Source organism: Desulfosporosinus sp. FKB (assembly GCF_002196705.1).
Taxonomy (GTDB): Bacteria; Bacillota; Desulfitobacteriia; order Desulfitobacteriales; family Desulfitobacteriaceae; genus Desulfosporosinus.
The window spans coordinates 1-12739 of the sequence record NZ_NADJ01000002.1 but is presented as its reverse complement, the minus strand read 5'-3'; the positions used below and the strand labels follow the sequence as shown (position 1 = coordinate 12739).

Genomic DNA, 12739 nt, shown 5'->3' with positions numbered 1-12739 from the left:
CAGAAGATACCTTACCGACTTTAGCCGTAAGGTGAGAAGCGGATGGCTTCTACTTGACAACGAACATTTTATATCAACTCTCAAGTTTTGTCAACTTTTATTGGGCCAGAGCTGTTAAAAGCTTCTTATTTTTTATATCATCTTGGACAAGATTAACAAACTCATCTACTGTCATTTTCTCTCCGGCATCCCCTTGACCGTAACGACGTACAGCAACGGTATCCGACTCGGCTTCTTGATCTCCAACAACCAAGGTATAAGGAATCTTTTCAGTTTGGGCCTCACGGATTTTATAGCCAACTTTCTCTTTACGCTCATCGGTTTCAACTCTTATATCTAATTCATTGAAACGGGCCGCTAATGCTTTGGCATAGCCCTGATGCCGCTCACTGATCGGCAAAATACGAACCTGAACAGGTGCTAACCAGGTTGGAAAAGCTCCAGCATAATGTTCAGTCAAAAGTGCTATGAATCGTTCAATACTACCATAGATCACGCGGTGAATCATAACCGGACGATGTTTTTGTCCGTCCTCACCGACATAAGTTAGGTCGAATTTTTCCGGCATTTGGAAATCAAGCTGTATGGTACCACACTGCCAAGTCCTATCCAGGCAGTCTTTAACGTGGAAATCAATCTTTGGTCCGTAAAAAGCTCCGTCGCCTTCATTGATCTTATAATCCAAACCTCTTTCTACGAGGGCCTCTTGTAGCGCCCGAGTTGCAGCTTCCCAATCCTCATCTGAACCCATAGAATCTTCAGGACGGGTGGACAACTCTACATGATATTCAAAACCAAACACTTTGTAGAAGGTGTCTACCAGTTCAATAACCCCAAGAAGTTCCTCCTTAATCTGGGACGGAAGCATAAAGATATGGGCATCATCTTGAGTGAAGTTTCTAACCCGCAGCAAACCGTGGAGTGCACCCGATAGTTCATGGCGATGAACGAGTCCCAATTCTCCGACTCGCAGCGGCAAATCCCGATAACTGCGCAATTTGGTCCGGTACATAATCATACCGCCCGGACAGTTCATAGGCTTAACTGCGAAATCCTGATCATCAATCTTCGTAAAATACATGTTTTCTTTATAATGATCCCAGTGACCAGATTGTTCCCAGAGGGAACGATTGAGAATGATCGGAGTCTTAATTTCTTGATAGCCCCGCTTGCGGTGTTCCTGTCTCCAGAAATCTTCAAGAGCATTGCGCAAAACCATTCCTTTAGGATGGAAGAAGGGAAATCCAGGGCCTTCGTCATGAAGACTAAAAAGATCAAGTTCTAAGCCCAACTTACGATGATCGCGGCGTTTGGCCTCTTCCAATTTGAATAGATAATCTTCGAGATCAGCTGCTTTAGCAAAGACTGTGCCGTAAATACGCTGCAGCATCTTATTTTTCTCATTACCTCGCCAATAGGCGCCTGCCAAACTCATGAGTTTAATTGCTTTAATAATTGAGGTTGATGGGATGTGGGGACCTGCGCAAAGATCCGTAAAATTCCCCTGAGTATACATGGAAATGGTAGCATCTTCGGGAAGCCCTTCAATAAGTTCCACTTTATAATTTTCACCAAGTTTTTTAAAGTAGTCCAGAGCCTCGGTACGCGATACTTCCTTACGTTGATAAGTGTAGTTTTCCTTTGCCAGGCGTTTCATTTCTTTCTCGATTTTCTCAAGATCCTCAGGGGTAAACACATGCTCAGAATCAAAATCATAATAAAAACCTTTGGCAATAGCTGGTCCTATCCCCAACTTTGTTCCGGGAAACAAATTTTCTACAGCCTGGGCCATTAAGTGAGACGTTGAATGTCGAAGAACCTCCAATCCTTCTTCGCTGTCCAGCGTGATGATCTCAACTGCCGCATTCTCCATAAGAGGATAAGAAAGGTCTTTTAATTTGTCATTTACCTTTCCAGCAACTGCAGCTTTAGCTAAACCACGCGAAATAGAGGCAGCCAATTCTGCTATAGTCGTTCCTTGTTCAACCTCACGTATTGAGCCATCTTTTAAAGTTACTTGAATCATTGCTATCACTCCTAACAAATTTCGATAAACGCAAAAAACTCTCGCCCCAACTAGGGACGAGAGTTTACTCCCGTGGTTCCACCCAACTGAAAGGATATTCCTTCCACTCGATTCCCCTTAACGCGGGAAACGACAAAGCTTACTTATTTCAGCCCTGCACTCAAGGGTGGTCTTCACCTGAACCTTTGTGAGAAATGCTTACAGCCGCGGCATTTCTTCTCTAGCACTTAAGATCAGGATACTCTCCCTTTCAGCGATTTAAAGTAATTACTTTAGAAACAGTTCTATTAAGATTAATATACCAAGCGAATAGATTAATTATACAAAAACCTTGCTTATTTGTCAAAAATCCTTACATAAAGAACAGCCTCCGCAATCACGAACTCTATTACCAAAAACTCGCCTTATGGTCTGTAATGTATCTTTATACCCATTATAACGAATGTGCAAAGTGATCTGTCTTGGAGCTACTGCGATCAGGGAACTTACTAAGAGGTCTTCGTAACCTAACTCATGTAAATTATCCAGTTGATAATCTTCCAGGTAGTCGCGGGTTATATCCTCTCCGTCCTCGTCATAAAGATGAAACTCACCTTTCGAAGTCATTCCTACATGCAGCCTCTCTAATTGCGGCGTCTGGGTGTCGACAAAATGTTTTAAGAGCTGAATAAATTCCAGATACTCCTTTTCTACGATATACTCTTCGATGGCAAACTCCACAGCTTTACTGACGTCATGCTTATATTCCTGGGCCCGGAAACTTAGAAAACCTTCAAGATCGAAAATCAAAGACTGATTAAGACAACTTAAGATTTGAGTTACAAGCTTTGTCTTACGATTGATACGATAGGCACGATCCTGGCCCAAACCTTTATTCAAATATTCCAGAGCACTGTTTAGAATCTCTTGACCATTATCATCAATTAAATATCTATTTTTTTTAAGGATTCCCCGTACATGTTCTTTCTCCCAATGCAGCAAGATCGTCTCCGCTAAGGCATTCGCTAAATAATATCGCTGGATTTTCTGGACCATTTCTTCATTGTCAGTCCCCGCAAGAGACGTAGCAAGAAACTTACACTGAATTAGCCAACGCTTTCCGTGTTGCTGCTCAATTATCTGTAAAGGGAGACATTCACGTTTACTCAATTCCCTTAAGGACTTACATATACTGTCATGGTATCTTTGCGTACCCAACTGCACGGAATGTTCCACTGGCACCCCTCCATATTAGAGTATATGACTCTAATGAAGCCATATTTCGATTGGGCCAATCTGTTAATACCTTTTAAACAATATATTTTCAAAAGGTATTTCGGACATTCCATAATATTTCCAATTTATAGCATTTTTATTCTGTTTTAACCATGTTTTACATTGAGCAATTGTTACTATCCTTCTGGGACACCGATTTCTTGCGAGGGAAAAGAGATCGAATAGAGTCTCTATCATCGTTAAATTCTTGTTCTGCAGAATAAATGCCGTCAATTTCGTTAATATCCCCAATCAGGTTTTCCACGTCGAGTTTGCGAAAGGGAGTTCTCAATTTAAACAGTATAACCGTTTTATTTTGTTCTTCATTTTGCAGAACCATGGTAATATTTTGCGGAACAATGTTGTGAGACTCAATAACCCTGTTTATCTCTTTAACTCGGCACGTTCCATTGACTGCAACAACCTTAATTGTCGTACTATTTCTAAAAAAATAATTTTCTACTATACGCTCTAGAGTAATGAACACTAAAAAGGTGACCAATGTAGCTGAAAAATAGAACCCGGCTCCAGTCGCCAAGCCAATAGCTGAGACAACCCATAGGGATGCTGCAGTCGTCAAGCCTCTGATCGATGTTTTATCTCGCAAGATTGTGCCGGCTCCTAAGAAACCGATCCCTGAGACAACTTGCGCAGCTAAGCGAGCAGGATCTTTGTTAACTGACGTGAAATTAGTAAAGCCGTACATTGATAAAATCATAATCAACGCTGAGCCTAAGCTTACTAAAATATGAGTTCTAAATCCTGCCGAACTATCATTTCGTTCTCGTTCAAGACCGACAATTCCTCCAAAAATACAAGCCAGCAATAACCTTAAAGCAATTTCATAATCCGTAATATGCACTGTTTTTCACATCCTTACTGTGATTGTAATATCTATCGCTTAATAACATAAATTAATGATTCGAGGGCGAGGCCTTTTCTATGATGATTACTCAAATCAATTATTCGTTATCATAGGTTCAATTCCTTTAATCTTATAAAAAATTCTAATATTTTGATTACTAAATATTATGTTATTTTTCTGGGCAATGCAACCTCCAAATACATGAAAAGCTGCAACAAAAAAATTTTGTTACAGCCTTTTTTCTATTCCGGAATTATAGGTATGCCTAAAAAATTATTTCTCTTCGCTTACCAGAAGCTCCCTTACGTACGAAGGAAGAGCAAAGCATCCCTTATGAATCTCAGTGTTGTAATATTTTGTTTTTATCCCCAAACTATTCCATGCCTGCTCGTTTAGGTCCTTTACGGGGTCATATACTTTGGAGGCAAATCCAAATAACCAATGTCCTGACGGATATGTTGGAATATGCGCTTGATAGACTCTGCAAACCGGAAAGAATTCTTTGATCCGTTTATGAGCCCTCTGCATTGACTGAGCATACTCAGCATAATAGGGGCTTTCGTGCTGGTTAACCAGAATACCGTTCTCCTTAAGTGCCTTGAAGCAATTACCATAAAATTCTTTAGTAAATAGACCTTCTCCCGGTCCAAAAGGATCGGTGGAATCAACGATAATTAGATCATATGCATTTTCCTTGGAGCGTACAAATTTTAACCCATCCTCAAAATATAGTTTCACCCGTGGATCGTCTAGTTTACAGGCAGTTTGGGGCAAATATTCCCTGCACACATCAACCACCATTTTATCAATTTCAACCATATCAATTCGTTCAATTGAATTATAGCGAGTAAGTTCTCTTACCGTTCCGCCATCACCGGCCCCAATAACCAGAACATTCTTTGTGTTTAGGTTTGTCGCCATTGGAACATGAACAATCATATCATGATAGATAAATTCATCTTTTTCAGTAACCATCATTAAGCCGTCTAAAGTAAAAAAAGTCCCAAATTCTTTAGAATGAAAAACATCTATCCTTTGGAATTCACTCTGACCCGTATACAGAGGTTTATCCACCTTAATAGAAAAACGAACATTATCCGTGTGTTGTTCTGTATACCACAATTCCATGTTATTATTCCTCCAATACTTTGATACTTTTAACCGACATATCCTCCGTCCCGGTTAGAAAACATCCCTTAGCCTTAGCATAGGAGATATAATCAATAATTTCATCGGTTATCCGTTCACCTGGAGCTAAAATTGGAATACCCGGCGGGTAAGACATCACAAACTCTGCACATATATGTCCATCACTTTCCTTAAGTTCAACAGAACGCTGAGGCGAGTAAAAGGCTTGTTGTGGCGTCATTATGACATCGGGATTAATATATTCATGATCAAGCATCCCGGATTTGTCTTTTGTATAGAGTCGCTTAATTTCCGATAGTGATGATACAAGTCGTTCCAAAGCTAACTCGCGATCCCCCACAGAAATTATCGCCAATATATTGGCGATATCGCCCAATTCAATCTGTATCCCGTAATCATCCCGTAAAATATCGTAAACTTCTATTCCTGCCAGCCCTATCTCACGGGTGTAAACAGAAAGCTTGGTGTGATCAAAATCAAACACAGAATCCCCGTTAATTAGTTCTTTCGAAAAAGCATAGTAACCACCAATTTTATTGACTTCATCTCTAGCATAGTGAGCCAGAGAGGATACCTTGTTGAAGATATTTTTTCCATCCAAGGCAAGGTTACGTCTGGAAATATCCAGGGACGACAAGAGCAAATAAGAGCCGCTGGTAGTCTGGGTTAAGTTAATCGTTTGACGCACATGACCTGTACCAAGACGATTGCTTTTCAACAGGAACGAGCTTTGGGTTAGTGATCCGCCTGTTTTGTGCATGCTGACCGCTGACATATCAGCGCCAACTGCCATTGCATTCACAGGCAGGTCAGAACCAAAATAAAAGTGGGTGCCGTGGGCTTCATCAACTAAAACGTACATATTATGGGAATGGGCAAGTTCAGTAATAGTCTTTAAATCCGAGCAAATCCCGTAATAGGTCGGATTATTAACAAAGATAGCCTTAGCATCTGGATTTTCTTCTATAGCATGCTTTACATCATCCACCGACATTCCTAAGGGTATTCCTAATTGTTTATTTACACCGGGATTAACATATACAGGAATTGCTCCGCTGATAATAAGTGCATTTATTGCACTTCTATGGACATTACGAGGCATAATTATTTTTTCGCCTTGTTTACATACGCTCATAATCATAGCCTGAACAGCAGCCGTAGTACCGTTAACCATAAAAAAAGCGTGATCTGCTCCAAACGCATCTGCCGCTAATTCTTCTGCTTCTTTGATAACTGAAACAGGATGAACAAGATTATCAAGAGGCTTCATGGAGTTAACGTCCACCGATAGGCACTGTTGTCCCAGAAACTTTACAAGTTCAGGGTTTCCTCTGCCTTGCTTGTGTCCAGGTACATCAAAGGGTACTACTCTCATAGATTGATAATTTTGCAATGCCTCATAAATGGGTGCCTTGCCTTGCCAAAGGGAATGCATGTAAAGCACCGCCTTTCCTTACCTTATTCTGATAATTGTTGTCCTATGAAACGATTTCATTTTCCTACAAAAAGGATAGAATTTCAACAATACGATTTGTCTCAAAGATTTAAAGTTCTAAACATTAGAATAATATTCTTCTAAAAAACAACATTAATAGTATATTAAACATTATCCAAAATATCAACGAGAGAGGCTTTCGCAAATTTGGGGAATAGGATTGTCGAATAGTTTAAGAACTATTTCATGGAGGCTTGATAATGATAAAAATACGAAGTAAGTTAATCTTAGGCTTAATTTCCGGTCTTTTTGGCGAGCTGGCCATTATGTCAAGCAATTATTTGTTTGTCAAATTTGGTCTTGTAAAAAATTCATTGCACTCGATGTCCCGTCAAGTCCTAAATTGCAGAAAATGGGTATTCAGGAGCACAAAAAACGATGTGTGGTTATCGCATATAATTAGTACATTCTTTTGCACAACCGGAGGCATATTAATTACCTATCTATTGTCCTTCAACAAACGTTCTCATATCTTGAAAGGCTTTCTTTTAGGAACATTTGGAGGAATAATTCCTTATTTGTTTAGCTATTTCAAGGTAGTTAAGGATTTAAAAACATCGCTTAGCAAAATCATGTGCTTCTTTAGTCATGGATTTTTCGGCTTAACTGTGGCAGTGGTTATTAAATTTCTAGGAGAAACAAATCGCAGTGCCAATCCTCCTACGAGATAAATAGATTCAGCGTATGGCGGTTTACAGTTGGCTAAGAGTTGAAATCAGGGCATAGAAAAAGCCACAGGCGAGCTGGGCTTAGTTTTATTTCGTATGATTAGCAAAGGGGGGAAAGCCTCTATAAAACAGTTAAACCCGCATGAACAGCGGGTTTATAGATGAATTATGGTGGGTTTGAGAGGACTCGAACCTCCGACCCCCGCGATGTCAACGCGGTACTCTAACCAGCTGAGCTACAAACCCATAATGGTGCCGATGACCGGAATCGAACCGGTACGGGCTATTAACCCGCGGGATTTTAAGTCCCGTGCGTCTGCCAGTTCCGCCACATCGGCAAAATATTTGGAGGCGGCACCCAGATTTGAACTGGGGATAAAGGTTTTGCAGACCTCTGCCTTACCACTTGGCTATGCCGCCAACTTTATTGAATGGAGCGGGTGACGAGATTCGAACTCGCGACTTTCACCTTGGCAAGGTGACACTCTACCACTGAGTTACACCCGCATGGATGGTGCCTCAGGACGGAATCGAACCGCCGACACGAGGATTTTCAGTCCTCTGCTCTACCGACTGAGCTACCGAGGCATACAATAAATGGCGACCCCGATCGGAATTGAACCGACGATCTCCTGCGTGACAGGCAGGCATGTTAACCGCTACACCACGGGGCCACTTTCAGTCTTGAATCAAATTGGTGGGCGATGACAGGTTCGAACTGCCGACATCCTGCTTGTAAGGCAGGCGCTCTACCAGCTGAGCTAATCACCCGGGCGACTGACGATTATCAGTATACACAAAAAAGTCTTCCGTGTCAAAACTTTTTTTTAAAATGGTTCTCTGTCCTTAAACCAGCAAAATGGTAGATTCGCAACTAACTTGTGGATACCTTTTTTTGTTTAACGACATCTTCAATATTAATGGAACGAGTATGCTTAGTATGTGACCATTGTTTATCCTTACGATTAATGAATCCCAAAAAGACAATAGGAATCCAACTATAGATGAAAACAGGATACAAAATGAGGCCTACATAGGCTTTCCAAGGTATCCGGTCCAGAGCCAAAGCTGCGATAGGATAAAGATATTGAATTGAAGAAAGTATTTGCCACCCTGTCCAAGGCATTACTAAAGTAAAGACATGAGTATAACTTGACTGCAAGGCGGAAATAAAGTTCGTCATCATAAAAAATGTTGCGATCATTACAAGAGCAGGCTGAAAGAGATGTATTGCGGCATCAAAATACATAATTTTTCTTTCGCGTATACCTTTAAGTATCAGGGGAAAGAAATATCTTCCCGCTACATCTACTTGTCCCTGAGCCCAACGTTTTCTTTGATACCAAGACTGCATAAAGGTTAAAGGCTTTTCATCATAAACGACAGCATCGTGAGCCCAAGTGGTTTTAATACCATGGGTTAACGCCTTCATGCTGAACTCAAGATCTTCTGTCAGAGACGTAGCTCCCCAACCAAATTCCTTCAAAACATCGGTTGAAATGCACATGCCTGTCCCGCCAAGAACGTTTGAAAGCCGCCCCGTATTATACCTTGCAAGTTGCAGCAATCTGTTTGTTACCCAAAATGCTATGGAAAATGTATTCGTCACCCATGTATCCATTGGATTCTTTGAATCTAAGTAACATTGAACTATTTTATGTCCTTGGCAAAGTTTACTGTTCATTTCAAAGAGAAAATTGCTTTTTACTAAATTATCAGCATCGAAAATTACGATTGCATCATATTGGCGCTCCATTTTGAAAAGGCGATGGAACATCCATTCAAGGGCATAACCTTTACCACGTTTTTCAGTATTAAAACGTCTATGAACAATGGCTCCCGCATTCCGAGCTATTAATGCAGTCTTATCCGTACAATTATCAGCGACCACAAAAATATCGAAGAGCTCTTTAGGATAATCCAGCATCCTCAGATTCTCTACAAGCGGTCCGATGACAGCTTCCTCATTATGAGCAGCAACAACAACGGCAAAACTCTTCTCAGGCGTTAGAATCTTATCCTCTCGTCTCCTATACAGTCCAAACATAGACAAAACAAAATAATAAAATGTCAAAAAAATAATAATAACTTGGACCGGAATCATAATTACGTTAAATAACTGTGTTACCGTAAGCCCAGAGAACAAATCCACCTAACTGACCCCCTTCTGACCAATAAATTCTAACATAGGATTTTGACCTATGCAAGAATAGTTGCTAAGAACTTTATCCACTTTATCTATGTATTACATTTATTTTCCATATTTGTCTCTTAGAACTATAATTTTTTATTATTGTCATGTTTATCTTCGTCCTATTATTTTAAAAAAAATAAAAGCTATTAATGACCCACTAAATATCATGAATGTTAATGCAGCTTTTATACCAAAACTAATCGATTGCCAGTAAACCTCCCCAATCTGCCGTCCAGATATCCAGGGAACAAAATCCCGAAAGATTTTAGCTGCCCCATTACCTAATATAACCAGCAAAATAATAGCAGACGATAAAAGTAGTATACCCGATATACATGCCGGTGTATCCAACCTAAATCGTCGAATTATGTCTTTTTTCCACCAGTAGAATTCTATATTCAGTATCTCAATCCATCTCCGCCACATATTCATCACCTCACTTTTACTTTATGAGGCGCTTTAGAAGATGATCAACTTTTATGCAAATAAGTTTAAATTCCTATCATGATGGTTAAAATTCTCACCAAGGAGGTGGTTAATATGCCAATTCCATCAGAGGATGGTAAATTTATTCACTGTTCTTATTGTAACCAAAGATTTCGCTTTGGCTACGAAGCTGAAAAGCATGAAAAAGCAATTCATGCTGATCAATTGTCAACCTAAAACTCAAAGCAACTAGTTCAACTAACATTTTATCTCGATAACAAGTAAAGTAATTACAATTAATTCAAGCCTTGAAAATTGTATTACTAAATGAGCTTCCCATTGAAGTACAAGCTGCATTATTTAAACATTTATTTCTTTACTAATTTTTTGGTACAAAAGACTATCTCAGATGAGGTAGTCTTTTAATTATCATGTCACTCTAGCTTCTGCTTTCAGCAAGCTCTTACTTTTCTTGTTGAAAGTCTCTCTTTAATAACATGGTGCGGATTTAATTTTATCGATCCACTGACTTTCGAAGTAACAACTTCATGGTCAGCTATAAGGTTTTCGCCGTCGACCTAGCGACAATTACTCTCCTGCCATGTGTCGACCCTCAAATGAACGTCAAATAACATATAATTTCCCATGATTCTAAATAATAATTAAAATTGTTTATCTTTTTGCGGCGAGAAGACTCCCATCCTCTATAGGTGGCGAGATGAATCGCTGCCCCCCAATTATTGCAGAACGCCTGTTCTGAATTCGTTCTCGTTGTGGTAAAATAAGGATAACGCGAACGAATGGTCGAGGTGGTGGTTAAGATAATCCGTGTCTTAAAAACTAAATTCCAGACTTCCCAAATTAATATTAACCGTCTCTTTGCCTGTAATCACACGTCGGCTCAAATTTGGAATGATTGTCTAAGCTTGGCCAAAGAACATTTTCAACGAACCGGTCACTGGATTGACCGTGGGACGCTGCATTTAGCGACGAAAGGTCAATACCCAATTCACAGTCAGTCCATTCAAGGAGTCTTCGAAAAATACCTTGATGCTCGAGACAATGCCCATAAGGCAAAGCTAATGGGATTCACTAAAATTCGTTACCCGTACAAACATAAGAAGCATTTCAATACCAAGTGGAAAAAGGACGGCTTTCGCATGGGTAACAACGGAAAAGTTGAGTTAAGTTTGGGACTTCTCAACAGCAAACGTCAGAAACCTATCACTGTCCAGATCAAAAAGTTGCCTTCCGGTAAACTTAAAGAGATCGAACTCATCTATGACCGCGGTCTTCAATTGGCTATAACTTACGATGACGGTAACTCTCCAAACGAAAACGATCATGTGAATATCGCGGCCATCGATCTGGAAGAAATTCACACCATTGCATCAGTCTGTGATAACGGCCAAGGAGTGATCATCACGGGTCGTAAGCTCCGAAGTATCAAACGTTTTCGTAACAAGAAACTGAAGGAACTTCAAAAAAAGATCGCTAAATGCCAAAAAGGGTCCCGTCAATGGAAAAAGTACCGACGGGCTTTGACCTATATCTTAAGCAAAAGTGATGCCCAGTTGATGGAGACCCTACATAAAACCACCCGTGAGTTTGTAAACTGGTGTCTAGAGAATAACGTCAAGGAAGTTGTTGTCGGCAACGTTGAAGGCATCGAGCGACATACCTCACCCAGAAAGAAAAAGAAAAAGAAAAAGAAAAAGAACAAGCACAAACGTTCACGTAAACATAATCAAAAAATGTCTCAGTGGCATTTTGGACGAACCACCACGTACCTATACTATAAATTGGCAGTCGAAGGGATAAGTTTTCAAAAGGTCGATGAATCCTATACAACACAAACATGTCCTGTTTGTGGGAGAAGAAAGAAAACCTCCTCTAGAAATTATAGGTGTACTTGTGGATATCGAGAACACCGTGATATTCACGGAGCCAAGAATATCTTGAGCAACTACAAATATGGGGTGTTTCGAGAAGTATATGTAGAAGAGCCAAAGTATCTACGGATTGCCTAAGGTAAGAAGTAGTAGATGCCATGAACCTGGCCTGTATGCGGCAAATGCATAGAGTTGCCGGTCTTACCGAAATGATGGACTCACGCCTATCAGGTGAGGCATCTCTAACGAGATACCCTTGAGACATGCATTATGGGATTGCCGGAAGCCCCTATCCTACGGCGAAAACAGTGTTTTCGTTCTTAACGAAGTGTAGGTAGGGGAGGTTCACCATCAGATAATTTAGAAGCAACTAGAGATGTATCTGGAGATAAATTTAAAACTTACAATTTGATTCGTGGCGAAGTACGAGGTTTTCGCCACATTGCGACTTGTGACACATTCTCCAGCAATGTGGATCCGAACNTTTTCGCCACATTGCGACTTGTGACACATTCTCCAGCAATGTGGATCCGAACGGGTGGAGCCCCGGACTTCTTCCCTAAACACTTATTATATTTACTTTAACTTAACCTTTACTTTCATGAAACACAGACAGACTGCCAATATGGCAGTCTGTCGCTTGTTTACCTGGCGATGACCTACTTTCCCAGGGGCAATGCCCCAAGTATTCTCGGCCCTGGAGGTCTTAACTTCCGTGTTCGATATGGGAACGGGTGGAACCCCTCCGGCATGATCACCAGATCTCTGAG

At 40.5% G+C, this 12739-nt stretch carries 9 protein-coding genes, 7 tRNA genes, 1 rRNA gene and 2 other annotated features (1 of these 19 cut by a window edge); of the genes, 3 read left to right on the top strand and 14 right to left on the bottom strand.

The features are described 5' to 3' along the window. Window positions 1-61, bottom strand: a sequence feature (ribosomal protein L20 leader region) (it extends 70 nt beyond the left edge of the window). A 36-nt stretch (window positions 62-97) separates the two neighbouring features. The 5 genes from thrS to B5Y67_RS00185 form a co-directional block, all read right to left on the bottom strand. Continuing rightward, a complete protein-coding gene (thrS, locus tag B5Y67_RS00205) occupies window positions 98-2026 on the bottom strand; it encodes a threonine--tRNA ligase (RefSeq protein WP_088224603.1) in 1929 nt (642 codons plus the stop codon). Between the two features lie 49 nt (window positions 2027-2075). Continuing rightward, window positions 2076-2289: a binding site (T-box leader), on the bottom strand. Window positions 2290-2368: 79 nt separating this feature from the next. Beyond that, on the bottom strand, window positions 2369-3241 hold the full coding sequence (locus B5Y67_RS00200; protein WP_088224602.1) for a putative sporulation protein YtxC: 873 nt from the start codon (window positions 3239-3241) through the stop codon (window positions 2369-2371). 157 nt (window positions 3242-3398) lie between these two features. After that, on the bottom strand, window positions 3399-4142 hold the full coding sequence (locus B5Y67_RS00195; protein ID WP_088224601.1) for an MgtC/SapB family protein: 744 nt from the start codon (window positions 4140-4142) through the stop codon (window positions 3399-3401). 276 nt (window positions 4143-4418) lie between these two features. Then, the gene (gene speE / locus B5Y67_RS00190) at window positions 4419-5273 is read right to left on the bottom strand and encodes a polyamine aminopropyltransferase (protein ID WP_088224600.1); all 855 of its coding nucleotides are present in this window, start codon (window positions 5271-5273) and stop codon (window positions 4419-4421) included. A 4-nt stretch (window positions 5274-5277) separates the two neighbouring features. Further along, window positions 5278-6729 (bottom strand): aminotransferase class I/II-fold pyridoxal phosphate-dependent enzyme, encoded by a 1452-nt coding sequence (locus B5Y67_RS00185; RefSeq protein WP_088224599.1) that lies wholly within the window; start codon window positions 6727-6729, stop codon window positions 5278-5280. 260 nt (window positions 6730-6989) lie between these two features. Between B5Y67_RS00185 and B5Y67_RS00180 the strand changes: the two genes are divergently transcribed. Further along, window positions 6990-7460 carry a hypothetical protein gene (locus B5Y67_RS00180; protein ID WP_088224598.1) on the top strand — a complete coding sequence of 157 codons (471 nt, stop codon included), beginning with the start codon at window positions 6990-6992 and terminating at the stop codon, window positions 7458-7460. Window positions 7461-7626: 166 nt separating this feature from the next. On the opposite strand, the gene B5Y67_RS00175 is transcribed toward B5Y67_RS00180, so the two are convergent. The 8 genes from B5Y67_RS00175 to B5Y67_RS00140 form a co-directional block, all read right to left on the bottom strand. Then, window positions 7627-7703 (bottom strand) — tRNA-Val (locus B5Y67_RS00175). Window positions 7704-7707: 4 nt separating this feature from the next. Then, window positions 7708-7795, bottom strand: a tRNA-Leu gene (locus B5Y67_RS00170). 8 nt (window positions 7796-7803) lie between these two features. Continuing rightward, window positions 7804-7877: transfer RNA gene (locus B5Y67_RS00165), tRNA-Cys, on the bottom strand. Window positions 7878-7889: 12 nt separating this feature from the next. Further along, window positions 7890-7964: transfer RNA gene (locus B5Y67_RS00160), tRNA-Gly, on the bottom strand. A 5-nt stretch (window positions 7965-7969) separates the two neighbouring features. Then, window positions 7970-8045: transfer RNA gene (locus tag B5Y67_RS00155), tRNA-Phe, on the bottom strand. Between the two features lie 10 nt (window positions 8046-8055). Further along, window positions 8056-8131: transfer RNA gene (locus B5Y67_RS00150), tRNA-Asp, on the bottom strand. A gap of 21 nt (window positions 8132-8152) precedes the next feature. Continuing rightward, window positions 8153-8228, bottom strand: a tRNA-Val gene (locus B5Y67_RS00145). A 103-nt stretch (window positions 8229-8331) separates the two neighbouring features. Then, window positions 8332-9609, bottom strand: a complete 1278-nt coding sequence (locus B5Y67_RS00140; protein ID WP_088224597.1) for a glycosyltransferase family 2 protein — start codon at window positions 9607-9609, stop codon at window positions 8332-8334. Between the two features lie 582 nt (window positions 9610-10191). On the opposite strand from B5Y67_RS00140, the gene B5Y67_RS26085 reads away from it, so the two are divergent. Next, the gene (locus B5Y67_RS26085; protein WP_282432735.1) at window positions 10192-10314 is read left to right on the top strand and encodes a hypothetical protein; all 123 of its coding nucleotides are present in this window, start codon (window positions 10192-10194) and stop codon (window positions 10312-10314) included. A 563-nt stretch (window positions 10315-10877) separates the two neighbouring features. Further along, a complete protein-coding gene (locus tag B5Y67_RS00130) occupies window positions 10878-12107 on the top strand; it encodes an RNA-guided endonuclease TnpB family protein (protein WP_242975763.1) in 1230 nt (409 codons plus the stop codon). A gap of 508 nt (window positions 12108-12615) precedes the next feature. On the opposite strand, the gene rrf is transcribed toward B5Y67_RS00130, so the two are convergent. Continuing rightward, a 5S ribosomal RNA gene (gene rrf / locus B5Y67_RS00125) occupies window positions 12616-12731 on the bottom strand. Window positions 12732-12739 lie beyond the last annotated feature (8 nt).